This is a genomic window from Salinispora pacifica DSM 45544, assembly GCF_000378845.1.
Classification (GTDB): domain Bacteria; phylum Actinomycetota; class Actinomycetes; order Mycobacteriales; family Micromonosporaceae; genus Micromonospora; species Micromonospora pacifica.
The window spans coordinates 4,305,064-4,326,962 of sequence record NZ_KB905359.1 but is presented as its reverse complement, the minus strand read 5'-3'; the positions used below and the strand labels follow the sequence as shown (position 1 = coordinate 4,326,962).

Annotated in this window: 24 protein-coding genes, 1 tRNA gene and 1 pseudogene; 11 read left to right on the top strand and 15 right to left on the bottom strand. The window is 69.5% G+C overall.

Going from position 1 to position 21,899, the window contains the following annotated elements; translation table 11 throughout:
* Positions 1–74: 74 nt before the first annotated feature.
* Together SALPAC3_RS0119915 and SALPAC3_RS0119910 are read right to left on the bottom strand one after the other, a co-directional pair.
* Positions 75–1,421, bottom strand: a complete 1,347-nt coding sequence (locus SALPAC3_RS0119915; RefSeq protein ID WP_018222943.1) for a dipeptidase — start codon at positions 1,419–1,421, stop codon at positions 75–77.
* Positions 1,408–2,088 carry a uridine kinase family protein gene (locus SALPAC3_RS0119910; RefSeq protein ID WP_018222942.1) on the bottom strand — a complete coding sequence of 227 codons (681 nt, stop codon included), beginning with the start codon at positions 2,086–2,088 and terminating at the stop codon, positions 1,408–1,410. Before SALPAC3_RS0119910 ends, SALPAC3_RS0119915 begins: the two co-directional genes overlap by 14 nt.
* A 61-nt stretch (positions 2,089–2,149) precedes the next feature.
* Between SALPAC3_RS0119910 and SALPAC3_RS0119905 the strand changes: the two genes are divergently transcribed.
* Positions 2,150–2,626 (top strand): rhodanese-like domain-containing protein, encoded by a 477-nt coding sequence (locus tag SALPAC3_RS0119905; RefSeq protein ID WP_018222941.1) that lies wholly within the window; start codon positions 2,150–2,152, stop codon positions 2,624–2,626.
* A gap of 86 nt (positions 2,627–2,712) precedes the next feature.
* Here SALPAC3_RS0119905 and SALPAC3_RS0119900 read toward each other — a convergent pair whose 3' ends face one another.
* The 3 genes from SALPAC3_RS0119900 to SALPAC3_RS0119890 form a co-directional block, all read right to left on the bottom strand.
* Entirely contained in the window at positions 2,713–4,266 is a 1,554-nt protein-coding gene (locus SALPAC3_RS0119900; RefSeq protein ID WP_018222940.1) for a cobyric acid synthase, read from the bottom strand.
* Positions 4,263–5,264 (bottom strand): cobalamin biosynthesis protein, encoded by a 1,002-nt coding sequence (locus tag SALPAC3_RS0119895; protein ID WP_018222939.1) that lies wholly within the window; start codon positions 5,262–5,264, stop codon positions 4,263–4,265. The genes SALPAC3_RS0119900 and SALPAC3_RS0119895 overlap by 4 nt, the downstream gene beginning before the upstream one ends.
* A gap of 214 nt (positions 5,265–5,478) precedes the next feature.
* Positions 5,479–6,267 carry a single-stranded DNA-binding protein gene (locus SALPAC3_RS0119890; RefSeq protein WP_018222938.1) on the bottom strand — a complete coding sequence of 263 codons (789 nt, stop codon included), beginning with the start codon at positions 6,265–6,267 and terminating at the stop codon, positions 5,479–5,481.
* Between the two features lie 300 nt (positions 6,268–6,567).
* Between SALPAC3_RS0119890 and SALPAC3_RS0119880 the strand changes: the two genes are divergently transcribed.
* The 3 genes from SALPAC3_RS0119880 (at position 6,568) to SALPAC3_RS0119870 (ending at position 8,256) form a co-directional block, all read left to right on the top strand.
* Positions 6,568–6,957, top strand: a complete 390-nt coding sequence (locus tag SALPAC3_RS0119880; protein WP_018222936.1) for an HPF/RaiA family ribosome-associated protein — start codon at positions 6,568–6,570, stop codon at positions 6,955–6,957.
* 100 nt (positions 6,958–7,057) lie between these two features.
* Positions 7,058–8,098, top strand: a complete 1,041-nt coding sequence (locus SALPAC3_RS0119875) for an alpha/beta hydrolase (RefSeq protein ID WP_018222935.1) — start codon at positions 7,058–7,060, stop codon at positions 8,096–8,098.
* An 85-nt stretch (positions 8,099–8,183) separates the two neighbouring features.
* A tRNA-Arg gene (locus SALPAC3_RS0119870) sits at positions 8,184–8,256 on the top strand.
* Positions 8,257–8,403: 147 nt separating this feature from the next.
* On the opposite strand, the gene SALPAC3_RS0119865 is transcribed toward SALPAC3_RS0119870, so the two are convergent.
* Complete coding sequence (locus SALPAC3_RS0119865) at positions 8,404–8,808, bottom strand: toxin-antitoxin system YwqK family antitoxin (protein ID WP_018222934.1); 405 nt, start codon at positions 8,806–8,808, stop codon at positions 8,404–8,406.
* A gap of 382 nt (positions 8,809–9,190) precedes the next feature.
* Positions 9,191–9,502 carry a hypothetical protein gene (locus SALPAC3_RS0119860; RefSeq protein WP_018222933.1) on the bottom strand — a complete coding sequence of 104 codons (312 nt, stop codon included), beginning with the start codon at positions 9,500–9,502 and terminating at the stop codon, positions 9,191–9,193.
* Positions 9,503–9,589: 87 nt separating this feature from the next.
* Here SALPAC3_RS0119860 and SALPAC3_RS0119855 point away from each other — a divergent pair, with 87 nt between their 5' ends.
* Positions 9,590–9,886, top strand: a complete 297-nt coding sequence (locus tag SALPAC3_RS0119855; RefSeq protein ID WP_018222932.1) for a hypothetical protein — start codon at positions 9,590–9,592, stop codon at positions 9,884–9,886.
* Positions 9,887–10,012: 126 nt separating this feature from the next.
* Here SALPAC3_RS0119855 and SALPAC3_RS0119850 read toward each other — a convergent pair whose 3' ends face one another.
* On the bottom strand, positions 10,013–10,207 hold the full coding sequence (locus tag SALPAC3_RS0119850) for a hypothetical protein (protein WP_018222931.1): 195 nt from the start codon (positions 10,205–10,207) through the stop codon (positions 10,013–10,015).
* Positions 10,208–10,547: 340 nt separating this feature from the next.
* Between SALPAC3_RS0119850 and SALPAC3_RS0119845 the strand changes: the two are divergent.
* Positions 10,548–11,285 (top strand): annotated as a pseudogene (locus SALPAC3_RS0119845) (DUF5753 domain-containing protein); the annotation flags it as partial.
* On the top strand, positions 11,272–11,463 hold the full coding sequence (locus SALPAC3_RS0119840; protein WP_018222929.1) for a DUF397 domain-containing protein: 192 nt from the start codon (positions 11,272–11,274) through the stop codon (positions 11,461–11,463). The pseudogene SALPAC3_RS0119845 and the gene SALPAC3_RS0119840, both read left to right, overlap by 14 nt.
* Before the next feature lie 90 nt (positions 11,464–11,553).
* Here SALPAC3_RS0119840 and SALPAC3_RS0119835 read toward each other — a convergent pair whose 3' ends face one another.
* Complete coding sequence (locus tag SALPAC3_RS0119835) at positions 11,554–13,347, bottom strand: FAD/NAD(P)-binding protein (RefSeq protein WP_080635205.1); 1,794 nt, start codon at positions 13,345–13,347, stop codon at positions 11,554–11,556.
* Between the two features lie 291 nt (positions 13,348–13,638).
* Here SALPAC3_RS0119835 and SALPAC3_RS0119830 point away from each other — a divergent pair, with 291 nt between their 5' ends.
* The 4 genes from SALPAC3_RS0119830 to SALPAC3_RS0119815 all read left to right on the top strand — a co-directional run bounded on the left by SALPAC3_RS0119830 (position 13,639) and on the right by SALPAC3_RS0119815 (position 16,258).
* Positions 13,639–14,610: a YHYH protein gene (locus SALPAC3_RS0119830; protein ID WP_018222927.1), complete on the top strand. Its 972-nt coding sequence runs from the start codon at positions 13,639–13,641 to the stop codon at positions 14,608–14,610.
* Between the two features lie 66 nt (positions 14,611–14,676).
* Positions 14,677–15,021, top strand: coding sequence for an ArsR/SmtB family transcription factor (locus SALPAC3_RS0119825; RefSeq protein ID WP_018222926.1), 345 nt, complete (start codon positions 14,677–14,679; stop codon positions 15,019–15,021).
* Positions 15,018–15,485, top strand: coding sequence for an SRPBCC family protein (locus SALPAC3_RS0119820; protein WP_018222925.1), 468 nt, complete (start codon positions 15,018–15,020; stop codon positions 15,483–15,485). Before SALPAC3_RS0119825 ends, SALPAC3_RS0119820 begins: the two co-directional genes overlap by 4 nt.
* 224 nt (positions 15,486–15,709) lie before the next feature.
* Positions 15,710–16,258, top strand: a complete 549-nt coding sequence (locus SALPAC3_RS0119815) for a dihydrofolate reductase family protein (RefSeq protein ID WP_018222924.1) — start codon at positions 15,710–15,712, stop codon at positions 16,256–16,258.
* A 109-nt stretch (positions 16,259–16,367) separates the two neighbouring features.
* On the opposite strand, the gene SALPAC3_RS0119810 is transcribed toward SALPAC3_RS0119815, so the two are convergent.
* From SALPAC3_RS0119810 to SALPAC3_RS0119785, 6 genes are all read right to left on the bottom strand, one after another.
* Positions 16,368–17,096, bottom strand: a complete 729-nt coding sequence (locus tag SALPAC3_RS0119810) for a lysophospholipid acyltransferase family protein (protein WP_018222923.1) — start codon at positions 17,094–17,096, stop codon at positions 16,368–16,370.
* Between the two features lie 112 nt (positions 17,097–17,208).
* A complete protein-coding gene (locus SALPAC3_RS0119805; protein WP_018222922.1) occupies positions 17,209–19,266 on the bottom strand; it encodes an amylo-alpha-1,6-glucosidase in 2,058 nt (685 codons plus the stop codon).
* Positions 19,266–19,637 (bottom strand): SCP2 sterol-binding domain-containing protein, encoded by a 372-nt coding sequence (locus SALPAC3_RS0119800; protein ID WP_018222921.1) that lies wholly within the window; start codon positions 19,635–19,637, stop codon positions 19,266–19,268. Before SALPAC3_RS0119800 ends, SALPAC3_RS0119805 begins: the two co-directional genes overlap by 1 nt.
* Before the next feature lie 149 nt (positions 19,638–19,786).
* Entirely contained in the window at positions 19,787–20,203 is a 417-nt protein-coding gene (locus SALPAC3_RS0119795; protein WP_018222920.1) for a CBS domain-containing protein, read from the bottom strand.
* An 84-nt stretch (positions 20,204–20,287) separates the two neighbouring features.
* A complete protein-coding gene (locus SALPAC3_RS0119790; protein WP_018222919.1) occupies positions 20,288–20,725 on the bottom strand; it encodes a PPOX class F420-dependent oxidoreductase in 438 nt (145 codons plus the stop codon).
* Positions 20,726–20,805: 80 nt separating this feature from the next.
* Positions 20,806–21,831, bottom strand: a complete 1,026-nt coding sequence (locus tag SALPAC3_RS0119785; RefSeq protein ID WP_018827632.1) for an aspartate-semialdehyde dehydrogenase — start codon at positions 21,829–21,831, stop codon at positions 20,806–20,808.
* Between the last annotated feature and the right edge of the window lie 68 nt (positions 21,832–21,899).

The following is a 21,899-nucleotide window of genomic DNA, read 5'->3' as shown; positions in this document are numbered from 1 at the left end:
TGCCGGGTCAGCCCCTGCCCAGAGGTCAGCCCTGCCCAGGGGTCAAACCTGCCGTTGGAGACCCCCGCTGCGGCTCAGTCCCGCCCAGCGGCGGCGACGTTCCGCAGCAACAGCGCCTCGGCCAGGCACACCCGGGCGAACTCCCCCAGGTGCAGGCTCTCGTTCGGGCCGTGCGCCTGGGCGTATGGATCCTCCACACCGGTCACCAGGATCGCGGCCTGCGGGAACATCTCCTGGAACGTGGCGATGAACGGGATCGAACCGCCGACCCCGATGTCCACCGGGTCGGTGCCGTCCCAGGCGGTACGGAACGCCGAGCGAGCCGCGTCGAACATCGGGCCGGAGGCGTCGATGCGGCTCGGGTCGCCGTCGTGTTCCAGGGTGACCGACACCTGCGCGCCCCACGGAGCGTGCCTACTCAGGTGCGCGCGAAGCGCCGCGTACGCCCGCTTGGGGTCATCACCCGGCGCCAACCGCAGGCTGAGCTTGGCCTTCGCGGCCGGGACCAGGGCGTTCGGCGCCTCCCCGGTGGCCGGCGCGTCGATGCCGAGTACCGCGAGGGCCGGCTTGGTCCAGAGCCGGTCAGTGATCTGATCGGTGCCGATGAACTGCACGCCCTCCGCCAGCCCCGCCTCGGCGCGGAAGCGGTCCTCCGGATAGTCCACCGCCGCACCGCCCCGGCTGACCAGCCCGTCCACGGCCACGTTCCCGGCGTCGTCGTGCAGGGTGGCGAGCAGCCGGGCCAGCGCGGTCAGCCCGTCCGGCACCGGGCCGCCGTACATACCGCTGTGTACGGCGTGCTCCAGCGTGCGGACCTCGACGAAGCAGTTCACGATTCCGCGCAGCGACGTGGTCAGCGCTGGCACGCCAATGTCCCAGTTGGTGGAATCGGCGATCACGATGACGTCCGAGGCGATCTCGTCCCGGTACTCGGTGAGCAGCCCGGCCAACGAGTCGGAGCCGTACTCCTCCTCGCCCTCGATGAACAGCACGACGCCCACCGGCAGCGAGTCACCGAATGCCCGCAGCGCCGCGATGTGCGCCATGATGCCCGCCTTGTCGTCGGCGGCGCCGCGGCCGTAGAGGCGGCCGTCCCGCTCCACCGGCTCGAACGGGTCCGACTCCCACAGCGACCGGTCACCGACCGGCTGCACGTCGTGGTGGGCGTAGAGCAGCACGGTCGGGGCACCGGGCGGCGCCGCCTTCGTCCCAATCACGGCCGGCTGCCCACCAGCGCGGGCCAGCCGCACCTCAAGGCCGCAGTCCCGCAGCAGCTCCGCGACCGCTGCCGCGGAACGCTCCACGTGGGTGTGGTCGAAGCCGTCGAACGCGATACTCGGGATCCGGACGAGGCGCTCGAGGTCCGCCCGGACGCCGGGCAGCTCCCGCTCAAGCGCGGCCCGCAGGTCAGACTCGGACATGATCGGTGTTGTCATGACCGGCATCGTATGCCGGCCTTACCGACCAGCCTCGCCGCAGGTAGTACCGGGCGCGGTCGTGGGGCAACACCGGCGCACCGTCCACCACCAGGTCCGCCCGGCCGCAGGTGCCGTCGGCCGCGAAGTGGGCCCGCTCACCCGCGTGCCAGCGACGCAGCTCCGGCAGAATCCCGGGGCCGTCCCGGGTCACCGCCCGGGTGAGCCGCAGCTGCTCCGGGGCGGTCACGAACACGGCGAGGCTCAACTCCGGCGCCACCGCGGCACGCGCCGCGCTCACCCCTTCCAGCAGCAGGACCGGTGACACCGGCACCGGCACCGGGCGGGGCAGGAACGAATGCCGGACCCAACTGAACCGCCGGTACTCCCCCACCCGTCCCGCCCGCACCGGCGCCAGCACCCACTCCTCCAGCCGGGACCAGAAGGTGAGCTGGTCAGCCCAGCCGTCGAGCAGGTCGTCGGTGTGAATCACCACCGGGCGGGCCCGGCCCGGCCCGGCGGCGAGCGCATCGGCGAGCTGCGCCGTGAACCAGCTCTTGCCCGCGCCGCTCGGTCCGTCCACCGCCACCAGCCGGGTCTTTCCCAACCGCGCCGGCGCCGCACACACCCGCTCTGCCAGCCGGGCGTACGACTCCATCACCGCTACCGCCACGGCCTGACCGTATCCGGCGGCGGAGCCGCGCCACCTCGGTCCGTCGCCCGTTCGGGCGGTCGTGCCGCTGGCCGACGCCGTTCGACCGCGCGTCGCCGGGCGCGGGCGGCATGATCGGCTGGTGTCCCACAGCGTGATGAGCCCAGGCGTTGATGCCCTGTTGGAGCAGGCCCGCGCCGGAGTGCGCCGGCTGACCCCGCACCAGGCCGTCGAGACGATCCGCGCCGGGGCGTTGCTGATCGACACCCGCACCGAACGGCAGCGGGCGGAGCAGGGTGAGCTGCCCGGTGCGATCGTCATCGAGCGGGCGGTGCTGGAGTGGCGGCTCGACCCGGCCAGTACCTGGCGGATCCCGGAGGCCACCCGGTACGACCGGGAGGTCGTGGTGGTGTGCCGGGAGGGTTACAGCTCCAGCCTGGCCGTGGCGGGCCTACGCGCGCTGGGCCTACGTCGCGCCACCGACGTCATCGGCGGGGTGCAGGCCTGGCGGGAGGCGGGACTCCCACTCTCCGACCACCCCGCCGACGTCCGCGACTGACACTGGGCCCAACTCCCGTCAGACGGCCGGCTCCCCGTCAGACGGCCGCCTCCCGTCAGGCTGACCCCCATCGGCTGGCTGCCGGGTCAGACGGCCGGGCCCCCGTCGGGTGCGCCCGGCGGGATGAACGGCAGGCCCGGTGGCGGTCCGGTTTCGATCAGCCGCCACAGGGCGGCGGTGTCCAGGTGCTCCTCGACCAGATCCCCGAGCAGGTCCAGGGAACGCTCGCGGGCGCCGGCGAAGGAGGTGTCCGGGGCCGCCCGGAACCCGTGTCGGCCCGCCTGCCGGGCCACCTCGGTCAGGAAGCGGCGACGGAACCCGTCCGACTCGAACGCGCCGTGCCAGTGGGTGCCGTACACCGCCCCGGCGATCGCGCCCTCACCGGTGCCGTCGGCGTACGCGAAGAGCGCGTCGAGGTCGGGGGCGGCGGCCGAGACGTACCCGTGGTGGATCTCGTAGCCGTGGACCGGGACGCCATCCCACCCGGTGCCGGTCGACTGCCGGACCGTCTTACTTCGGTCGAAGGTGACCTCGACCGGCAGCAACCCCAAGCCGGGTACGCTGCCCTGCCCGCTCTCCACCGGATCGTGGATGTGGCGGCCGAGCATCTGGAAGCCTCCGCAGATGCCGAGCAGGGGCCGCCCGGTGGCGGCGTGGGCGAGCACGGCATCCGCGAGGCCGGTCTGGCGCAGCCAGGCCAGGTCCGCCACCGTCGCCTTGGAGCCGGGCAGCACGACCAGGTCGGCGGCGGCGAGTTCGGCGGGCTCGACGGTGAGGCGCACCCGCACACCCGGTTCGGTGGCGAGCGCCTCGACGTCGGTGGCGTTGCTGATCCGGGGCAGCCGGACCACGGCCACGTCCAGCCAGTCCTGGCCGTGGGGCGCGGCCGGACGGCCGAGTACCCGCCCGTACGCCAGCGAGTCCTCGGCGTCGAGCCAGAGGTCAAGTGACCAGGGCAGCACCCCGTAGGTGGGCCTTCCGGTGACCTGGCGCAGCATGTCCAGGCCCGGGGCCAACAGGCCCGGGTCGCCGCGAAACTTGTTGATGACGAATCCGGCTACCAACGCCTGGTCGGCGGGCTCCAGCAGGGCCACCGTGCCGAACATGGAGGCGAACACCCCGCCCCGGTCGATGTCCCCGACCACGATCGCGGGCAGGCCGGCGTGCCGCGCCAGCCCCATGTTGACGTAGTCCCCGGCCCGTAGGTTGATCTCCGCCGGGCTACCCGCGCCCTCACAGATCACCACGTCGTAGGCGGCCCTCAGGTCGGCCAGGGCCGCGTACGCGGTTTCGGCGAGGCGGGGGCGAAGCTGCCGGAACGACCCGGCGGTGAGGGTGTCGACCGCCGCACCGAGCAGCACCACCTGGCTGCTCCGGTCGCTGCCCGGCTTGAGCAGCACCGGGTTGAACCGCAGCTCCGGGGCGAGGCCGCAGGCCGCTGCCTGCATCGCCTGCGCCCGTCCGATCTCACCGCCGCGCCCGTCCGGGCCGACCACCACCGCCGAGTTGTTGGACATGTTCTGCGCCTTGAACGGCGCCACCCGCACGCCCTGCCGGTGCAGCCAGCGGCAGATCCCGGCGGTGAGGACGCTCTTGCCGGCGTCCGAGGTGGTCCCGGTGACCAGCAGTCCGCCGCTCACCGCCGCCGCCCGCCTACGACCTGTTTCCCGCCGCTGATCGCCCGGCGGCCCACGGCGGAGAGCAGCCGCCCCACGGTCAACGGGTACGCCGTCGCGAGCCCGAGCGTGGCGAGCCCAACGGCGGCGGAGATCCGGGCCACGCGAGGAAGGTGGCTCGCGTCTGGACGGGGGCCGTCGCCGAGGAATGGACGCACCTCGACCCGGCCGGCGTAGACGTTGCGCCCGCCGAGCCGGACGCCGAGCGCCCCGGCGACCGCCGCTTCGCACTGCCCGGCGTTGGGGCTGGGGTGGTCGTTCCGGTCCCGGCGCCAGACCCGCCAGGCCCGCTCCCGGTCCCCTTGGGCCAGCGGCGCCACGGCGACCGTCAACAGTCCAGTTAGCCGGGATGGAGCGAGGTTGAGCAGGTCATCGAGGCGGGCCGCGGGGGCGCCGAAACGCGCGTACCGGGAGGAGCGGTGGCCAACCATCGCGTCGAGGGTGTTCGCCGCCCGGTAGCCCAGCAGCCCGGGCAGGCCAGCGACCGCGCCCCAGAGCAACGGGGCGACGACGGCGTCGGAGGTGTTCTCGGCCACCGACTCGACGGCGGCGCGGGCCAGCTCCGGCTCGTCCAGCGTTGACGGGTCCCGCCCGCAGAGGTGTCCCAGGCGTTGCCGGGCCGACGGCAGGTCACCATCGCCCAGCGCCGCACCGAGCACCGCCGCTTCCCGGTGCAACGTGCGCCCGCCGAGCACAGCCCAGGTGCCAGCAGCCACGACCGCGCCTCGCGCAAAGGGGCGCCCTCGGGTGGCGACCGTCGCCGCGGCACCGAGCACCACCGGCACCCCCACCGCCAGCGCGGTGTAGGCCGCGCCGGCCGCCCGGTCCGGCCGGTAGATCCGCCGCTCCAGGGCACTCGCCGCGCGGCCGAACCCGGCCACCGGATGCCAGCGGCGAGGGTCGCCGACCAGCGCATCCACCGCGTACCCCGCGACGAGCCCCGCCACTGTCGCCTGCCGCACCGGCCATCACCTCCGGCCGGTCAGCGTAGCCGAGCCCCACGTCCGGCCTGCCCGACCGTCTCGCTTGCTCCCTCGGCGGCGGACGGAGCCGGGCGGCGACATGGACGCGCGGGGTGACGGCCCACGGCGGCCGGCACCCCACCCCGCCCCCGTCGCGCCCTTCCCACCAGACCCCCGCGGGCCGGCACCAACCAACGCCCGAGACTGGTCGCCGTCAGACGGACACCCGGCCCCGGCCCCTTCGGGCTCGGCTACCGCTGGGTGCCGGCTCTGCGCTCTGGCCGGCCGAATCGACCTGGCTGGCCCCATCGGTCACCTCCACTGGCGGGTGCGGGATCCCGGCGGCGGCGGACCCGTCGGTCTGACCAGAACCAGCTTCGCCCCGGTCCGCCTCAGCAGTCGGGGCGTCCAGGAGATCCATGTCAGCACCGGCGACGGGCGGGGGATCGGGCAACGCGGGCAGCTCGACCTCCTCGTCGACTGGCTGGTCAACTTGCTGGTTGGCGGGAGCAACCGATGCCGACTCGGTCGGCGCACCGGGCACCCGCAGTTGCGCTGTGGCATCCACCGGGAGCTCGGCCGTGGGGTCCACCGTGGGATCGGCTGTGGTATCTGCCGTTGCGCCGGTCGTGGCCACCGGTCGGTTACGCAGAAACCGACCCCGACCGCGGGAGAGGTCGTGCCCGACCGCGACGGCTTCCAGTTCGTAGTGGGTCCGATGGCTGCCGGCATCGTCGGTCCAGTCGCGGGTGTGGAGCCGCCCCGAGACGATCACCGGGTCGCCGACCATCACCGAGGTCACGACCCCCTCGGCGAGCCGACGCCAGCAGTTGACCCGAAGGCGGAGGCTGTTGCCGTCAACCCAGCGACCGCTCTCGCGGTCGAGACGGCGCGCGGTGGAGGACACCTTGAAGTTGGCCACCAGGGTCTGGCTCTGGTTGGTGCGCCGCCACTCGGGCGCGGTCACCGCGGTGCCAATCACCGTGACGTGGGTGTCGAACATCGTCCCTCCCGGATCAGGTTGTCATCGCGAGTTGCTCGGCCTGAGCCTGTCCGGCCCCGTCGGGCACTGCCATCGCGCTGGGGTGAGCTGTGGACAACGGAGCAGGGTGTGGACAACAACCTGTTCAAAGGCCCGTCTGCTAGGGGCCTCTGGCCCTGGGACAGCAGTGGAGCAAGCAGCAGAATTGACCATGTTCCGGAACGGAAAGAACTGGGTACACCTGGATCAGAAAGAACGTAACCGGATGAAGGGGTCAGTGATCATGATGACGATCACCACCGGCACCGGCCAGGCGCGGTCATGAGCGGGGTCACCAACCCGGCCACCGTCAACGAGTGCCTCCGGGTGGGGGCCGGCTTCGCGCAGGGCGATCGGGCCTGGATCGCCGACCATTTCGGCATGCTCGATGCCCGGCTCGCCAGCTTCCACGCCGACGCCACCGAGCTGGAGGTATCGGTCAAGAACCGGGAGACGAAGGGGCAGAAGGTCACCCTGGAGTGCTGGATCGCCGGCCGGCAGAAGATCGTCACCACCTCGGCGGAGGAGGACCTGCAGGCGGCGCTCAACGACGTCCGGGACGACCTGCGCCGCCGCCTCAACGACGCGAAGACCCGCCAGGAGCCCCGGCACAACAAGCACCTACGCGACACCAGCCCGCCACCCGGGGGAGCACAGGACCCCGACGACTGACGGCCGCACCACCACCAGCTCGGACGTACCCGGCCCTCCTCCAGCACCACGCCGGGAGGAGGGCTACCGTCCGGTAGCTCGCCGGCGTACCGTCAGAGTCGTGGAACCAGACGTGCTGGGGCCGCCCTACGAGCGGCACACAATCGACCTGGGCACCGATGACGAGGGGCCGGTGGTGGCGACCCTGGTACGCCGTCGTGCCGACCGACCCACCAACCGTGCGGTGCTCTACGTGCACGGATTTGTCGACTACTTCTTCCAGACCCACGTCGCCGACCACTTCGCCGCCCAGGGCTGGGACTTCTACGCCCTGGACCTGCGCAAGTACGGTCGCAGCCTGCTCCCGCACCAGACGGCGAACTTCTGCCTGGACCTCGGTGACTACTTCACGGAGTTGGACGCCGCCGTAGAGATCATCAAATCGGAAGACGGGCACGACACCCTGCTCGGCATGGGCCACTCCACCGGCGGCCTGATCGTCTCGCTCTGGGCGCACGCCCGGCGGGACGCCGGTGTGGTTGACGGGCTCTTCCTCAACAGTCCCTTCTTCGACCTGAACCTCCCCTGGGTGCTGCGGCGCCCCGCAGCGGCGGCCGTCGCCCGCCTGGCGCACCGGTCGCCCAAGCGCACCCTCGCCAACGGCCTCAGCACCGTCTACGGCGAAAGCCTGCACGCCAACCACCGCGGCGAGTGGAACTACGACCTCGCCTGGAAACCACTCGGCGGCTTCCCGATCCGGGCGGGCTGGCTGGCCGCGATCCGGCGGGGCCAGCAACAGCTCCGTGCCGGGCTGGACATCCCGGCACCGATGCTCGTGGCCGCCTCGACGCGCAGCTTCAAGGGGCTGAAGTGGCGGGAGGCGGCCGCCAGCGCTGACTCGGTGCTGGATGTGGAGCACATGGTGCGCTGGGCGCCCCTGCTCGGCCAGCACGTCACCCTGCTCCGGGTCGACGGTGGGCTGCACGACCTCACGCTCTCCGCGCCCACCGTCCGCGACAGAGTCCTGACGGAGGTCGGACGATGGGTCGACGGATTCCTCGGCACCGGGAGCATCGACAGCGGACGACGCCCGCCAGCGCAGGCGGCACCACCGACGACCCGCCAGGCCGCCGAGGCGAAGTCGACGGCACCGCCGGCCTGATTGCCGCCGGGCGCGGTCACCACCACCCGCTCCCCCGTCGACCGGGCCCCCGGCGGTACCCTTCTCGGGCGACATTCCGCGGCACGCGCCCGTAGCTCAGCGGATAGAGCAGGGGACTTCTAATCCCAAGGCCGCAGGTTCGAATCCTGCCGGGCGCACAGGCACCTCTTCAGTCTGAGTGGCGTGGTCAGGTTGTTCGTGGCGTACCGCTGGTCCTGGTGCCGCACTTCGGGACCGAGGCCGCACCGTCCACGCGCCGTCAGCTCTGGGAATGATCAGCTCACGGCCGGGCGCGATGCCGACAGTCAGCGGCGGGCGCGGTGGGTCACCGTGCGCTTCACCGTGCCGTCCCGGTTGAAGGTCGTCCACTCACCGACCTTCTTGTCGCTGCCATAGTCACCCCGGTCGATCATCTCGCCGGCGGCGTTCCACCTCGTCCACGTGCCATGCTTGCGTCCGTGGTCAAATCCGCCCCGCTGCATGATTCCGCCAGACGAGCGGTACCACACCCACTCACCGTGCACGGTCCCATTGTCGAAGCCGCCCTCCGCACGCAACCTGCCATCGGCGAAGAAGTGCCGCCAGGTGCCCTGCCGCTCACCCTCGACATACTCGCCCACCATCACACCGCCGTGCGGGTCCGGGTCGGTCCAGCGGCCGGTCTTGCGGCCCTGCGCGTCCTTTTCGTCCAAAGTCGGTGGGGTACTCACGTGCGTTCTCCTGTTCGCTCAGTGGCCACCGCTCAATGATCGAGCGCGCAGTGGTGCGGCACCGAGATGATGGACCTCGGCGCGGCCCGCCGACCCCTTCGGACCAGGCCCAGCCCCGCCTCTGCCAGTACGGCCAGCACCTACCCCCGTCAACCATAGGCAACCCGACGCTTGCCTATCAAGCCCTTCCGGCTCACGTCGTGCGCCGTCACGGGCGCGCTCCGTCGAACGGGTCCAGCAAGCCACGCCGAGACTTCGGTGCATAAGGCCAGCAACTCTCCCAAACCCACCACCCCAGCAAGCGTGCCGCGGGTCGTGCCGCCGCAGCCTGTCGAGGCCGGCCGGCAGTCGGCGAAGCCAGGTAGCACGGTCGGGCGAAGCGTCACCTTCGCCGGAAGAGGAGATCTGCCCTCAGGACCTCGTTGAGCTTGGGGTCCGCGGCCGTTCCCACCGACCAACCCTGTCGTTCGAAGGGAACTCCGGCACGCCAGAGAAGTAGGAACGCGCCGGCCAGCATGACCAACGAAAGCCAAGCGTAGGAGAAGACCGCATCCGCCAAGCTGATGTCATCAGCAAGCGCAACGACGGCGAACGGCACCAACTGTGGCACGACGGCCAGCCGCCCCAGCCACAAGGCCGATTGGTACGCCGGTCGCCGGCGGATGACGGCCAAGTCCTCGTCGCTCATCGTCACAGGTCGACGGTAGGCGACTGCCGCAACGAGCGACCGGGCCGGGGCAGATACCTGACCAGCCCATCCGCGACCTGCTGAACTTCCCCGATGGCGGACATCGACAGGCTGCTGGCCGGCGAGTTCGACCAGTGGGAACGCAACAACTTCCTCCGGCTCGTCGCGCAACACCCACATGCGGACCGAGGGGTTCTGCTCAGGGTCCTACAGGAGACCGAGGTCCTGCTCCGTCAGCCCGACGTGCGACCGTACGCCGCGGCGATCGCCCTGGCCGGTCGACAAGAGTTGGAAATTCATGAGGTCCGCCGCCTACCTGGCCTACCGGGCGCGTCGAAACGGATGCGCCGAGGCGTAGCGCGGGCACTCCTTCGACGGGGAGCCCGATGAGAGCACATTCAGCTTGGCCATTCTGACGTTTACCGGCCGGGTGGCCACATGCGGCCAACAGTGCGGCAAAGGGGGCGCGAAGTTGAGCCCTCCTCCGGAGCTAGCCGGGGAGTTCCTTCCACCTCGTCACCGGAGCACGCCGATTATGACAGCGACGACAACGATCATCACCACCAGCACTGCCGTCAGTTTCTGCCCGGTGGTGAGCGGGTTCGGGTCCGGGGGGCGACTCGCTCGCACCCAGTGGCCATCGGGCAGTGGGGGCGTCCCGGACGGGTCGCGGTTGGGGTGCAGCTCGGACGGTCTTCGGTCGTCGGTCATCACAGCCTCCGCAGCCCAGCAAGCACAGCTCGAAGCACGTCCTCGCGGACGTGAGAGACGCGCGCTCTCCCCACCGCCCGCCCACCAGCCCCCACGCTCAGCAAACGCGCGGAATCGACTTCAGACACGGCCGGTTTAGTCGGGTTCAGGCTGATCGAGCCGGCGGATGCGGCTCAACCCTTTCGCTGCGACCAATCTTGGCTAACTACTGTCGGCACGACGACACTCCCACATCTGAATGGACATTGGTAACGTCCCCCTCGGCTGAGCCCCTTAACCGAAGGGCGACCCCGACTGCGCCTCCGGTGGATTCGGATACCTCCACCAACTAAGGCTCTAACTCCAGGTTGCACGCCACAGCCCCGGGATTACCAGGCATGTGGGTCCGCTGGGCCGTGGGCTGACGCCAGTCCGCCGCGCGCTCACTATCGACTTCATCCAGGGCACCGACCGCGCGCTCAGGACCGGCGGCCTGTTCGAGCGGCTGGCCGCCAAGCTGGGTGTCCCGTCCTGGTTCCTGCGGTGGCTGGACGCGGAGCGCACCGCGACCCAACTTCGCTACTTCGAGCCGATCCTGATTCCCGGTCTGCTCCAGACGGAGCACTATGCCCGGACGGTTTTGCGCACCGACGACAGCCTCAGCGACGGTGAGGTTGACCAGTTGACCGCCGCTCGGATGGAGCGACAGAAAATCCTAACGAACGATCACCCGCCGCAACTCGTCGCGGTACTGGACGAGGGCACCCTTCGGCGCACCGGCGACAGCTTCAGCGGAATCATGGCACAACAGATCGCCCACTTGATCTCCATGACCGAGTTGCCGCACGTAAACGTACTGATCGTCCCCGCCGCCACCGGTATCCACATCGGGCTGTCGCGGCCGTTCGCGCTGGCCCGATCGACCGAGGGGCGGTGGATCGGCCACCTGGAAAATCAGCTTGGTGGCGAGGTGGTCGACGAAGACGATGGAGTGGCTAAGCTGCACATGATGTGGGAGAGCGTTCGCAACGAGGCTCTGCCGCGCCACCCGTCCGTCGACCTGTTGAGGGAAGTAGAGACCTACTATGGACCTCAATAGCGCCCGCTGGAAGAAGTCCACCCGCAGCGGGGCGAGCGGCGGCAACTGCTCCGAGGTCGCCGACAACCTGCCGGGAGTCGTCGGCGTCCGGGATTCCAAGGACCCGAGCGGCGCGGCGCTGGTGTTCGGGCCCACGGCGTGGCGCGCGTTTGTCGCGCAGCTTCCCGAGCAGCCCTGAACCACCTCGCCCAGGGCAGACCCCCAACGCGCCGAGATTCCCCAGTCGAGGTCCGACCGGGCTGGGGATTCTCGGCGCGTTGATGGGCGGCTAACAGGAAAGCGCAGCCCGAGCAATTGCGTCCGCATTCGCAAGAATCGCGGACCCAACGCCGGGCCGGATTGTTTCGTTCAGCGACCAGGAAACCGACTCGATCGGTGGCCCGTAGGCGAAACGGTACGGATGAGGCTCACCGGCGGCATCAATCAGGCGAAACGGTCGTGGGGTGACGTCGAGCCCACCGCTCTCGTAGGCACCACTGGCGTCCGGAATGCGATACGGTCGACACTTGCCAGCATCGAGCAGGAAACGTAGCAGCGGGTTGGCGCTGTGCGGTAGGTCTGGTTTGGGAATACGCGCCTCAATCAGTGCCGTGGCCCGGGTCGGCCGCCCCGGAATCATGGTGGACCGCACCGTGAAACAGCCACCTTGCGGATCTGTTCGCACCTCCGGCTCGGGGCCCACAACCTGCAGCAAGCCACACTCGATGAGCGCCACCATCTGCTCGACCCGCAACGGCGGTGGACCGGCGGAAAAAAGAGTGCTCAGCGGCGTGAACCAGTGGACCACCTCGTCGCGATACGAGGACCCGGTGACTCCGGACAGGTCGATGGCCATTCGGATCTCCCCGTGCAGGTCGCGTATGACGTCCAGTGCTGTTTTTATGGGGTCGTCAATATTACCGACCTTGGCACGGTCAATATCTTTGCGGAGGTGGTCGAGCAGCCATTGATTGAAGTTACCTCGTTCGGGGAACTCGCGCGAACGCCAGGGCCGGCCGACGCTCTCCCAACTCCACTCGTCTGACTCGGTTACGCCGTGCCGTCGAAGAATCTCGGAGTCATCCGGCGCAGAAAGGTACTCTTCCTGGAATTCGCTGGCGGCATCTGGTCCGTGGCGTTGCGTAACGAGAGCCGCATAATAGACCATGCGGACCTCGGCATCCAGTAGGGGCCACACGTCTCGCCGGAACGTTGACTCTGGATTTTCACGAATACGACGGGCAGCGCTGCCGGTCAGAAACCGGGGGCTGTGCTTGCCCGCGGCGCCCTTCTGGTTCCGCCCCCGGGCATAGTCCGGAATGCCGTGATGCGCCCCGGCGTAGAGCACTGGTTCCCGACCGGAGGGCTCATACCGTAACCCCTGGTCCAGCGGTGTGAACCGGCCACCGCGCCCCTCCGTGACCAGGGCGAGGATGTCGAAGAAGGCAAGCCCGAGCCCCCGGACGGCGACCGCCTCCCCAGCATCGATTCCATCCAGGTCGAAATCCGCTGGATTTCCGGGCGGGAAGTAGCGCAGCCCGTGATGCTCGGCGAAATCCGCCAGCTCACGCTCGTCACCCGTGAGTTCCGTGTCGAGGTGGCCAAGCGACAGCACCACGGCGTCCATGTCCGGCAGTCGATCCCCGTTGTCCAGAGTGACGCACTGACCGTCACTCCCGTCCTCCAACGCCACTGCGGTGGCGCGGTGGACATTGACGTGGACGGATTCGGGCGCGCCCGACACCACGCGTTCAAAGACCCATCTCAGATAGCGGCCGTACAATCTCCGCGAGGAGTATTCGTCCGGCCCCCGGTGCCCCTGGTCCGCCCCGGCAGCACGGCTCTCCATCCAACCGTGCAGACTCGGACCCGGCCTGATCGGACCCGCGCAGTCGACACTCTCATCGGTAAACTGGCTCACCTGGGCGGTAACCGTATTCATCAACAGATGTGGCGACTGCTGCTCCCGCCATATCCTTCCTGACCCCGGCGGAAAGGGATCCACCAGGTGGAGCACCAACTCGTTCTCACCATCGTGGTTGGCGCACAGTCGCTCCAGGACCGCGAGCCCCCGCGGACCCATTCCCACCAGGCAGATCTTTCTGGTACGCACCGCGCGAAACCTTTCACATTTCTGACCTACCCCGGGGGGGCGGGAGCGAGCTCGCAGCGCCTCTCAACTTACCGCCCCCTCCTCGTGTGGCGGCCCAAACCTGCGAATCGGAGATATTCGTGGTCTCGTCGTCAGGATCGTGATTGACAGCCGGCCCGTAGGGCTTGGTCGACAACTCGGACCGGTGTCGTTTCAGCGATTTCCAGCTGGTCCACAGGCCGCGCACAGTCCGCACCCGAGATCAGCGACCACAGTAGTGGCATGACTTCTCCTCGAAACGGCTCTGGTCGACCCACCCGCCGTGTCCTCCTGCTCGGTGGGCTCGCCGCCGCCCTCGGGGTATCGGCGTGTGGCCGGACGACGGTCACCGGGGTCAACGACCCCTCGACGTCAGCCACCCCCGTCGACGCACCGACCACCCCGGTGTCGACCGAGTTGACGGGCAGCTACTCGATCGCCGACAGCGCCACCGGCGCCCAGATCGACGTGACGGTCACCGGGGACAGTCGAATCATCCGTGCCAACGGAGTGCCGAACCACCCGAGGGGCAGCTTCCCGAACGCCAACAACCCCCACACCGTCTCGGCCCAGGCGTACGAGTTCCAGCTGCCACGCAACGGCACCCAGGCCAGCCGCGCCACCCCACTCGTCCTGCCGCAACCCTTCGGCATCGCGATCAACGGGGTCCCCTTCGACCCGCTCGCCGCCGAGTGGTACCGACGAGACCCGGCCTCCGGCTGGACAGTCGAGGCGATCAGCCCCAAGACGAATCTCGGTTTGGACGACAACAACGCGCATGTCCAGCCGACTGGGGCTTACCACTACCACGGCCTACCCACGGCAGTGGCCGGCCAGCGGGACGCGAGCCGCCACTCTCCGCTGCTCGGCTGGGCCGGCGACGGCTTCCCCATCTACGCGGGACTCGGTTACGCCGAGGCGATGGACCCGGCCTCCGGCATCACCGAGTTGACCTCCTCGTACCGACTCCGCTCCGGTGTCCGACCGGACGGCCCGGGCGGAGCCTACGACGGCACCTACACCGAGGACTTCGAGTTCGTGGCGGGCCACGGTGTGCTGGACGCGGCCAACGGCCGACACGGAGTCACGCCCGAGTACCCCGACGGCACCTACTACTACGTCCTCACCGACACGTTCCCGTTCATCCCGCGACAGTTCGCCGGCACCCTCGCGGAGAGTTTCCGCCACTCCGGACGCGGCGGTAGGCCCCGGTAGCCGCACTACCAGGGATGCCTGCCGCATTCATTGAACTCAGGGGTTCAGTATCGTAAGGTGAACTGCATGGTTCACCAAGATGTCCTGGACCGGGTGTTCGCGTCGCTGGCCGATCCGACCCGCCGCGGCATTCTGATCCGGCTCGGCGATGGCCCGGCCACCATCGGCGAGCTCGCCGAGCCCACCGGGATGAGCCTGACCGGCATGAAGAAGCACGTCCAGGTGCTCGAAGACGCCGGGCTCGTGGTCACCGAGAAAGTCGGTCGGTCACGCCAGTGCCGCCTCGGTGCCGCGCCGCTAAACGAGGCGATGGCCTGGATCGGCTTCTACCAACGGCTCTGGGCCCGCCGCCTCGACGGGCTCGACGCCTACCTCACTCTCCAGCCCGACCCGAAGGGACAGAACTCATGACGCTCGACCTGCGGATAACGCGGCACCTGCCCGCGACACCCGAGGAGGTCTTCGACGCGTACACGGACGCCGAGAAGCAGAAGATCTGGTTCACCATCCTCGACGAACAGCCCGGCGTCGTCGAAATCGAGGTCGATCTTCGGGTTGGTGGGCAGCAGACCGCGGTGTGGGGACCCAGCCCCGACCAGCTGTTCCGGGAGACGCAGACCTTCGTCGAGATCGACCGCCCGCACCGGCTCGTCACCGACTCCACCGGCGCCAGCCCGGACGGCACGACCATGACGACCCGCATCGAGGTTACGTTCGAAGAGAAAGACGGCGGCACCCTGATGACCGTCGTCCAGAGCGGCTTCCCGACTCCCGAGGTTCGGAACTTCTTCGTCGACGAGGGGTGGGACGGTGTACTCGCCCGGATCGAGGAGTTCCTGGCCCGTCAGCGTGGCACCGAGCCTGCTGATGCCTAGGCTCTCCCGGGTGGCGGTCGTCGCTCTCCGCGGCGTTACTGCCGCGGCTGCGAGCGCTTGCTCGTCGCGGGGTTACGCACGAGTGCTTCGGCAAGTTGTAGGTATGCGCCGGCCGCGACCGTCGGCTACCGGCCCGGCCTCCGCCACCCCGCGCGGCCCGGAGCCGTTTGTCATACCAGGGCTCGACAATCAGCTATCCCGTACGACGACCGAGGGAGATCTGCATGCGTAAGCTCGTGCTCTACACGCTGATGTCACTGGACGGGGTGGTGGAGGCACCCGACCGCTACATTTTCGACTTCGACGAGGTGATGTACGCCAACCTCGCCCGCACGATCAAGGCCCAGGATACCGTGCTGCTCGGCCGACGGACCTACGACGAGTGGGCGCTGTACTGGCCGACAGCGGCGGAACAGCCCTTCGCCGACTTCATCAACGAGGTGGAGAAGTTCCTGATCAGCTCGGCGGCTCCGACCGTACCGTGGACCAACACCACGGCCGTCTCAAGCCCGGTCGCCGATCTCGTTCGCCGGCTCAAGGAGCGTCCGGGTGGCGACATCGGCGTCCACGGCAGCATCCGCCTCGCCCAGTCCCTCCTGGCGGAGAATCTGGTTGACGAGCTCCGACTCGTCATCGCCCCGGCGGTGCTGGGCTCCGGGCGACGACTACTCGGCGAGGGTGACGAGCAGCTACGGCAGTGGAATCTGCTGCGGCTGGAGGGAACCCCCTCCGGCGCCGTGCTCGCCGACTACGAGCTCAACCGAACCCGCTGACGACCCACTTCCACCCCGCCCAGACCGAGCTTGGTCACCTGCTCGCCGCAGCCACGGAGGCGGGCTGGTGACCGCGTCCGCTCCGAAGTAATCCAGACCCGTGGGCGACTCAGGAGCGATCCAGGGTGCCCGCCTCGGCGGGGGTTGGTGCGCTGCCGCCCAGGTGCGCCGGGAGCCACCAGGTGTCGTCGGGGCCAGCGGGGCGCTCCGGGTATGCCCGTTGGTTCCGGTCGACCAGGGCGCTCAGCCGCTCGGCCAGGTCGGTGGTCATCGCGTTCGCATCCGGGTAGGCGGCCGGTTTCATCGGCTCCCCGATCAGGATGGTGATCGGGGTGTGCCGCCGGCCAAGGGTGCGGGGCCGTCCCTTGGTCCACAGCCGCTGGGTTCCCCAGACCGCCACCGGCAGCACCGGCACCTCGGCTTCCCGGGCCATCCGGGTCGCACCGCTCTTTAGCTGCTTGACGGTGAAGGACCGGCTGATCGTCGCCTCGGGGAAGACTCCGACCACCTCACCCCGCCGCAGCGCGGCGACCGCCTCGACGAAGGAGCCGGTTCCGGCCCGGCGGTCGACCGGAATGTGCCGCATGCCCCGCATCAACGGCCCGGAGATCCGGTGCGTGAACACGGACTTCTTGGCCATGAACCGAACCAGCCGCTTCGACTCGCGCGCGCCCAGACCGCAGAAGATGAAGTCGAGGTAGCTGACGTGGTTGCTGGCGAGGACCGCGCCGCCGGTCCGCGGTATGTGGTGGGCACCCTCAATGGTGATCTTCAGGTCGAGTACCCGGAACATTGTCTTGGCGGCGGCGATCACGGGCGGATACACGAGTTCCGGCATCCGCCGACCTTACCCCGGTTTCGGTAACCGCTCGGTAGGTGGAAGCCCCCATTGTTGGGGCCGTCCGCCTGCCCAGGGGCCGGGCCGGGGCCGGGGCCGGGGCCGGCTCACCTCACTCGCCGCGCTGGCGCAGGTCGAGCCGGCCGCGGGCGAACGCGTCCACTCGACCCCACCGGCCCGGGATGTCCAGTACCTCGATCCGCCCCATCCCCGCTGGCAGTCGCGGCTCGACAACCAGGTGGCCCTGGTGCGGCTCCAGCCCGAGCATGGTCCGCAGCAGCAACAGCGGGGCGCCGGTGGACCAGGCCTGGGGCGTACACGCGGTCGGGTATTCGACCGGGAACTTGGTCAGCTCTCGTGGGTAGCCGCCGAACGCCTCCGGCAGCCGACCGTCGAAGTAGCGGGCGGCGTCGAGGATCCCGTTGGCGACTGTCGCCGCCTCCTCCGCGAAGCCGTACCTGCGCAGACCCCAGGCGACGAACGAGTTGTCGAACGGCCAGATGGTGCCGTTGTGATAGCCGATTGGGTTGTATCGGGCCTCCCCCCTGGCCAGCGTCCGCACCCCCCAGCCGGAGAAGAGCCGTGGCCCCACCAGGTGCTCGGCGATCGTCGGGGCTCGCTCGTCGTCGACGATGCCGCTCCAGAGCAGATGCCCGATGTTGGAGCTGAGCACGTCGCACTGCCGGCCGTCCGGGTCCAGAGCGAGTGCGTAGTACCCGCTGTCCTCCACCCACCACTCCCGGTTGAACCGTTCCTTGAGGTCGGCCGCCTCCCGCTCCAGTTGCTCGGCGTAGGCCGGGTCGTCCCAGAACTCACGGGCCAGCCGAGCCGCCCGCACCTTGGCGTCGTACGCGTATCCCTGCACCTCGCAGGTGGCGCGGGGGAACGGCGGCAGGGTGCCGTCGCGGTAGGAGATGGAGTCCCAGGAGTCCTTCCAGCACTGGTTTTCCAGCCCGGTGTCGGTATTGCGCCGTTCGTACCAGATGTAGCCGTTGCCCACCAGGTCGGCACAGCTGTCAATCCACTTCAACGCGGCCCGACACTCGACCTGCAACGCCCGCACCAGTTCGGCGTCCCCACTCCACCGCTCGTACTCGTCGAGGAGCACAATGAACAGCGGGGTCGCGTCCACCGAGCCGTAGTACGGCGAGTGTGGCTGCTCCTCGAAGGCCGCCGTCTCGCCGTACCGCATCTCGTGCAGTATCCGGCCCGGGTCCTCCTCCCGGAAGTCGTCGAACCGGGTGCCCTGAAGGGCGGCGAGGATCTGCAGCGTCGTCTTGGACAACTCCGGGGTGAACGGCAGTACCTGCAGGCAGGTCAGGATGCTGTCCCGGCCGAACATGGTCATGAACCACGGCAGGCCGGCGGCCGGTAGCGCCGCCCCACCCAGCGAGAAGGGAACGAAGCGCAGCGCCGCCAGGTCGACCAGGCAACGGCGGTAGGTCTTGGTCAGATCCTTGCGTTCACTGTTGACCTTGGGGGCGTTCGCGATCCACTCCTTGAGGTCCTGTTCCAGGGCGAGCCGCTCGTCGCCGTGCGCACGCAGACCCCTGCGCAGGTCCCGGCCGCCGGGGCCGAGGGTCAGGGTCCGGACGTCGATCTCCGCCACCCACTGCTCATTCGCCGCCAGGTCGATGGTGTACGTGAAGCCGCCCTGGTCGAACCGGGCCGGCATCGACGAGGTGATCATGGTTTCGCGCCGGAAGTTGCCACGCCGGTAGCCCAACCGCAGCCGGTCCGACTCGGCCTCGGTGTAGCGCTCGCCCTTCTTGGTCAGCTGGTCATCCTTGATCTCGAACAGATCGGCGAAGTCGGCTGCCGCCGCCATCCGGACCTCCAGCTGCACTGGATTCTCGTCGTGATTGAGAATGGTGAGCGTCTCCCGGAAGCTCCCCCCCACCGCCCGCTCCCGGATGACCGAGAGCTTGGCGTCCACGTAGTGCGTCGCCGCCCCCGGCACCAGGAAGAACCGCGCCTCGTAGTACTGCAGGTCGTCATAGGAGAGCGGGTTGAGCCGTTCGCCGTTGATCGTCAGCACCCAGGTGGACAGGAAGCGGGTGTCGAGGGAGAAGAGACCGGTCGGCTCGGTCGGTGTCGCCTCGATGTCCCCACTCTCCGCGGAGACCACGAAGGTGTTGCCGTCGAGGATGCGCACCGTGTTGCCCGGCATCAACGAACCTCCCGCTCGAAGGCTCGGCGCGGGCCACGTGCGCGTGGATTGCCCGGGAAGAGCCGCTCCACCTGAACGAAGAGCCGTGGATCACCGCTGACCCTCAGGTCTCCCCGCAGGCTGGCCGCGATGCCGTGCTCCCGACCGGCGGCCAACTCCTCGAAGAGCCCCGGGCTGAGCCCGATGACCGCGTCGGCCTCCAGGTCCTCCCGACTCACCCGCAACTGCCCCCGGTCGATCCGGAGGAGCCAGTGCGTCGTGTGCGCCCCCTCGTGCAGGTCGAACCGGACCGTTCCGGTGGTCTTGATCAGCAACGGCTCGCAGCCCCGCCGGTCGAGATCCTTGAAGAAGGCCGTGGTCGCTTCCGACATTGGTCCCCACCTCCCCGCCGGCCCGTCCGCACGCGCGACTGGGCTGCCCATGGCACCTCCCACCGTGGTGCCATCGGCCTCCGCGCACGGGTCCCCCGATCCGGAGCGGTCAACCTCGCCCGGATCGGGTGAGACCTGGCCGGGCCGCGCTAGTTGTTCGGGTCGTCCGCGCTGATGTCCGCGAGCACCGACTGCGGTTCACGCTCCACCGCCAGGTCCCCCATGGACACCAGGCCGATCAGCTGCCCATCCTCGACCACCGGCAGCCGACGCACCGCGTAGGTCCGCATCAGGTCGGCGGCGGCCACGGCGTCGTCGTGCTGGCTGACCGTGATCACGTCCCGGGTGGTGATCTCGTTCAGCCGGGTCGAGGCCGGGTTCATGTTCTCCGCCACCGCTCGCACGGTAATGTCACGGTCTGTCACAATACCGACGACATCGTCACCATCCGTGACCACGACGTCCCCAATGGCGCAGTCCCGCATCTCCTGGGCGGCCGCGATGAGTGTGTCGTTGCCGTCCATCGTCACCAACCGGGTCGTCATGAACTCTTCGACCGTTGTCATGGTGCTCCCCCTCTCGCTGTCGGCACCGCGGACTACCCCCACCAGGGCGGCAGATAACGAGCCCAGACGCGATGGGGTGGCCGCTCAGCCGCGCGGGGGCAGGCCGTAGACCCGCTCGACGTGCAGCCGCAACACCAGCCGGCGCTGCGCCACCATCTCCCGGCGGAAGTCGTCCCAGTCCGGGTGTTCCCCCTGCATCGCCCGGTAGAGAGAAACCAGCTCCTCGACCGTGGGGTCGTCCGCGCGCTCGGCGACCGGCGTCAGCTCGGCCCGCCCCTCGACGACCGCGTACGCCCAGCCGGCACCGCTGCTGACGTGGAAGCTGGCCCGCGGATCCCGGCGCAGGTTGGCGACCTTGGCCCGGTTGTCGGTGACCGAGATCCGGATCAGCCCGGCCGCCGGGTCGTACTGGTAGAGCACGGTGGAGAGCTGCGCCGGCCCGTCCCGCCGCAGCGTCGCCAACACACCCATCCGGTGCTCCGTGAGGAGCTCGAGCAGCGGCGCCTGGCTCTGGTCGGTCACGGTTGCCTCCCTCGTCTGGTCACCCACAATCCAAACACGTCGGCGCCGCCCGGGGGTATGAGCGGCGCCGACGGTGTGGCTCAGGCGCGTTCGGCGGCGACCAGTTCGGCGATCTGCACGGCGTTGAGCGCCGCACCCTTCCGCAGGTTGTCGTTGGCGCAGAAGAGGGCGAGACCGTGTTCGACGGTCTGGTCGGCGCGGATTCGACCCACATAGGTCGGGTCCTGACCGGCGGCCTGCAGCGGCGTGGGCACCTCGGAGAGGGCGACGCCGGGCGCGTCAGCGAGCAACTCCCGGGCCCGCTGCGGGGTGATCGGCCGGGCGAAGCGCGCGTTGACCTGGAGTGAGTGACCGGTGAAGACCGGTACCCGGACGCAGGTGCCGGAGACCTTGAGCTCCGGAATCTCGAGGATTTTGCGGCTCTCGTTCCGCAGCTTCTGCTCCTCGTCGGTCTCCTCGGACCCGTCGTCCACGATCGAACCGGCGAGCGGGAGCACGTTGAACGCGATCGACTGGGCGAACGACCGGGGCACCGGGAAGTCCACCGCCGCGCCGTCGAAGGTGAGGCCGCTCGCGTGCTCGGCCACCTTCCGGACCTGCTCGTCCAGCTCAGCCACGCCGGCGAGGCCGGCCCCGGAGACCGCCTGGTAGGTCGAGACGACGAGACTCACCAGCTCCGCCTCGGCGTGTAGTGGACGCAGCACCGGCATCGCGGCCATCGTGGTGCAGTTCGGGTTGGCGATGATCCCTCGGGGCCGGTGCCGCGCGGCGTGTGGATTCACCTCGGCGACGACGAGCGGCACCGCCGGGTCCATTCGAAAAGCCGACGAGTTGTCGATCACCACGGCTCCGGCTTCGGCAACCCGGGGGGCCAGATCCCGGGCGGATTCCTTGCCGGCCGAGAAGAGAACGACGTCCAGCCCCGAGTAGTCGGCGGCGGCGGCGTCCTCCACCGTCAACTCGCCGCCGCGCCAGGGCAGGGTCCGCCCCGCCGACCGCGCGGAGGCGAACAGCCGAACCTGTTCCGCGGGGAACTCCCGCTCCGCCAACACCTGCCGCATTACCCCACCGACCTGGCCGGTGGCCCCCACAATGCCGATCCTCATACCCGCGAGGCTACCCAGCGGAGCCCGCCAACCAAGAATCCTTTCCCACCGCCCGGACCTGGCGATCC

Bases quoted from the DNA above. Each gene is read 5' to 3' on its own strand.
- SALPAC3_RS0119785 (WP_018827632.1), bottom strand. From the start codon at position 21,831: ATGAGGATCGGCATTGTGGGGGCCACCGGCCAGGTCGGTGGGGTAATG.
- SALPAC3_RS0119835 (WP_080635205.1), bottom strand. From the start codon at position 13,347: ATGGGTCCGCGGGGGCTCGCGGTCCTGGAGCGACTGTGCGCCAACCAC.
- SALPAC3_RS0119795 (WP_018222920.1), bottom strand. From the start codon at position 20,203: ATGACAACGGTCGAAGAGTTCATGACGACCCGGTTGGTGACGATGGAC.
- SALPAC3_RS0119850 (WP_018222931.1), bottom strand. From the start codon at position 10,207: ATGACCGACGACCGAAGACCGTCCGAGCTGCACCCCAACCGCGACCCG.
- SALPAC3_RS0119890 (WP_018222938.1), bottom strand. From the start codon at position 6,267: ATGTTCGACACCCACGTCACGGTGATTGGCACCGCGGTGACCGCGCCC.
- SALPAC3_RS0119810 (WP_018222923.1), bottom strand. From the start codon at position 17,096: ATGCCGGAACTCGTGTATCCGCCCGTGATCGCCGCCGCCAAGACAATG.
- SALPAC3_RS0119815 (WP_018222924.1), top strand. From the start codon at position 15,710: ATGCGTAAGCTCGTGCTCTACACGCTGATGTCACTGGACGGGGTGGTG.
- SALPAC3_RS0119880 (WP_018222936.1), top strand. From the start codon at position 6,568: ATGAGCGGGGTCACCAACCCGGCCACCGTCAACGAGTGCCTCCGGGTG.
- SALPAC3_RS0119840 (WP_018222929.1), top strand. From the start codon at position 11,272: ATGGACCTCAATAGCGCCCGCTGGAAGAAGTCCACCCGCAGCGGGGCG.
- SALPAC3_RS0119800 (WP_018222921.1), bottom strand. From the start codon at position 19,637: ATGTCGGAAGCGACCACGGCCTTCTTCAAGGATCTCGACCGGCGGGGC.
- SALPAC3_RS0119820 (WP_018222925.1), top strand. From the start codon at position 15,018: ATGACGCTCGACCTGCGGATAACGCGGCACCTGCCCGCGACACCCGAG.
- SALPAC3_RS0119830 (WP_018222927.1), top strand. From the start codon at position 13,639: ATGACTTCTCCTCGAAACGGCTCTGGTCGACCCACCCGCCGTGTCCTC.
- SALPAC3_RS0119825 (WP_018222926.1), top strand. From the start codon at position 14,677: ATGGTTCACCAAGATGTCCTGGACCGGGTGTTCGCGTCGCTGGCCGAT.
- SALPAC3_RS0119805 (WP_018222922.1), bottom strand. From the start codon at position 19,266: ATGCCGGGCAACACGGTGCGCATCCTCGACGGCAACACCTTCGTGGTC.
- SALPAC3_RS0119855 (WP_018222932.1), top strand. From the start codon at position 9,590: ATGGCGGACATCGACAGGCTGCTGGCCGGCGAGTTCGACCAGTGGGAA.
- SALPAC3_RS0119915 (WP_018222943.1), bottom strand. From the start codon at position 1,421: ATGTCCGAGTCTGACCTGCGGGCCGCGCTTGAGCGGGAGCTGCCCGGC.